The organism is Rhodococcus sp. (in: high G+C Gram-positive bacteria), assembly GCF_049591685.1.
In the GTDB taxonomy this organism is placed as follows: domain Bacteria; phylum Actinomycetota; class Actinomycetes; order Mycobacteriales; family Mycobacteriaceae; genus Rhodococcoides.
The window spans coordinates 1-2802 of sequence record NZ_JBAWFH010000326.1; the positions used below are offsets into that span (position 1 = coordinate 1).

3 protein-coding genes are annotated in these 2802 nt (G+C 60.7%); all 3 read right to left on the reverse strand.

Going from position 1 to position 2802, the window contains the following annotated elements; translation table 11 throughout:
- Positions 1-93: 93 nt before the first annotated feature.
- On the reverse strand, positions 94-1710 hold the full coding sequence (locus WBQ44_RS13580) for an amidohydrolase (protein WP_495567204.1): 1617 nt from the start codon (positions 1708-1710) through the stop codon (positions 94-96).
- Between the two features lie 167 nt (positions 1711-1877).
- Positions 1878-2081 (reverse strand): hypothetical protein, encoded by a 204-nt coding sequence (locus WBQ44_RS13585; protein WP_495567205.1) that lies wholly within the window; start codon positions 2079-2081, stop codon positions 1878-1880.
- A 244-nt stretch (positions 2082-2325) separates the two neighbouring features.
- On the reverse strand, positions 2326-2802 hold a 477-nt coding region (locus WBQ44_RS13590), incomplete at its 5' end, for a MarR family winged helix-turn-helix transcriptional regulator (RefSeq protein ID WP_495567206.1).

The window sequence follows — 2802 nt, forward strand, 5'->3', positions numbered from 1 at the left end:
GTACAGGCCGATGAACCAATAGTTCCGATCTGCGACTGTAGCTCTACCCATCGCTGTCGGCGTTGTCGGTGTAGGCATGCGGAGAATCTCTTTCTAGGGTCGCAGATCGCCGAAGACCAGCCGGCCCGCGAACCATGTCTGCTGGGAGGACATCGTGACGAGTTCCGAGGACGCGACAGCGAATGGGTTGTTGTTCAGAATTGTGAAGTCGGCGGATTTACCCACAACGAGCGAGCCGGTGACGGCGGCCAGTCCCGTGGCCTGTGCGACACCGATCGTGTACACGCGCAAGGCCTCGTCCAGAGTCAAAGCTTGCTCCGGCCAGAGCGTTCCGGGGTGAGTTCCGGACGGGTCGGCCCGAGTGATCAGCCCTTGTATGCCGATCCAGGGATCGGGGCTCGGCATCACCGGCCAGTCGGATCCACCGGCCATCACGACGCCGAGGTCGAGCAGGGTGCGGTTGGGACACATGCGGCGCGCGCGGTCACGGGGGATGCACCGGCAAATCGCCTCGAGGATGACGCCCGGGAACCACAAAGGCGGAGAGAGATCGGCCACGATGCCGAGTGTGGCCATGCGAGGCAGATCATCGTCGGCGATGTACTCCCCGTGGGCAATCTGAACTACGGTGTCAGCGTATCCGCGCTCCCGTAGAACGGTGGCCGCCTCGAGAACCATCCGCACGGATCCGTCACCGGTGCAGTGGATCTTGGCACCCAGTCCACGCCGCGCGACCTCCACGAGCCATTCGGTGAGTTCGGCCTGCGACATCGTGCTCTCACCGAACCAATCGGCGTCGTCGTTCTCGCCGGGTAGGTAGGGCTCGAGCAACAGAGCAGTGCGCGAGGTGGGCACGCCGTCAAGGAAGATCTTCACGAAGTCGGGTCGGTGATGCTCGGTGCGGTAATCAACCGCGGCGTCGAGGAGCGGTACACCGATCGGGCTCGTGCCGAAGATCTTATCGTTGATCTGAGCTGAAGTGACGACCCAAGCCTGCAGGTCACCGCGCCGATCGAGGGTAGCGAGCGCTTGCATCATCGGCAGAGATGCGGCGGCGTCCTGAAAATGAGTGATTCCGAAACTGTGCAAGGTCTCGATGGCGTGGGCGCAGCTGGCAGCGTCGAGATCTGTCGTATCCGAATGAGTTGCAGCATAAGCGCGTTCGACCGGTATAAGGGCGGCTTCGATCAATACGCCCGCCGGCTGCAACGTTGTTACGTCTCGCACGATACGGCCGCCGTCCGGGTCAACGGTATCGGAGGTGAGCCCAGCCAGAGACATTGCGCGAGTGCTGACCCACCGGTTGTGACAACTATCATCGCGCAGCATGACCGCTCTGCCGCCCGCCGCATCGTCGAGGCGGTGCAGTGCCTCGAGGGAGGACACCGCGTCGAGCAGATGGCTTCCCCACCCGCCGCCGACAACCCATTCGTCCTCTTCGAGTTTCTCGGCCCAGGCCTCGATCGATGCCAGTACGGCCTCGAGATCGGCATTACCGTCGAGTTGCAGCTCGACCAAGCTGGCTCGGCCCGCCAGCAGGTGGTGGGTGTGGACGTCCCCAAAACCGGGCATCAGAAATGCGCCGCCATGGTCGATAATCTGTTCGTTGCCGATCAGTTGTTGGGGTGTGGGATCGATCGCCGCGATCTGACCACCGCGAACGAGCATGCTGGTGGCCGTTGGGTGACGGGCGTCCGCGGTCCAGATCATGGCATTCGTATGCAAGCATCCGAACGAGTTGTCGGAACTGTCACGAGACATATTGGACTCCAATGGATTTCGTAGATTGAACTGTGCAATCAGGTAGAATTACGACCGGAGGTACGAAGCGGACTGCAGCATCGTAGGCCTGGCTCGACAGCTGGTCTGGTCCGCAATCAGTTGTCGACCGCATCGTCGTCGTCTTTCTGGGGCAGGGTGAACGGTTCTTCACCGTCTACGTACTGGGCTTCCAGCACTACGTCCTGACCATTGAGTGCCGTGCTGAGGCCGGGCCGGTACTCGTCCAAACCGTCGGCCATTTCGGTGAGCGGAGCCCAGTCTTCTTGGCTCCAGCTGAACGATGATGTCGCGCTTCTCATTCCATGTGGTCTTTCGATGATGAAGGCATCCGGTGATCCGTATGTCGATACGACCAAGAACTGAACAAGTGGTCGAACGTGACCCATGGCACAACTCTGCCGGAGCGATCCTAATTAATCAAGGGTTTGATCGAATAATTAAACGCGTGTAATGCGATTGCGATAGGGATCGGACACACATGTCGGGGTGCGGCGGATGACTACGATCGCGATGCGGCAAACACGCAGTGCGTTCGAACGGTCGTCAGCGCCGCTTTACGCCGTCTTGATCTATCGCGGTGGCCAGCTTCTTCAGAAGGCAGGTGAGAAGCAGGCGTTCCTCAGCTGTCAATGTACCGGTCCACAGTTGTTCGCGACGATTGTGCGCCGCAAAAGTGTCGGTGATGGCGGAGTGTCCGGCGTCGGTCAGAAAGACCGTCAGCGCGCGTCCGTCCGTGGTGGAACGTTCCGACTCCACCAGACCGTCCCGAATCAAAGTCTTTACCAACGCGGACGTGGCCGAACGGCTGATGCCCGCCAACTCCGCGATGCGCTTGGATTCACTCGGACCAACCAGCCACAAGACAAACAGGACTCTAAAACCCGACCACGTCCATCCGCTGGGCCGATGGACGCTCGATTCCAGGTCGTAGACCACCGCGCCGGTAACTCGGTGCAACTCGAGGACCAACCGCATGGCGATGGGATCGACCTGCTCGAGCTCCGAGGATGCTTTGTCGAC

Bases quoted from the DNA above. Each gene is read 5' to 3' on its own strand.
- WBQ44_RS13585 (WP_495567205.1), bottom strand. From the start codon at position 2,081: ATGAGAAGCGCGACATCATCGTTCAGCTGGAGCCAAGAAGACTGGGCT.
- WBQ44_RS13580 (WP_495567204.1), bottom strand. From the start codon at position 1,710: ATGATCTGGACCGCGGACGCCCGTCACCCAACGGCCACCAGCATGCTC.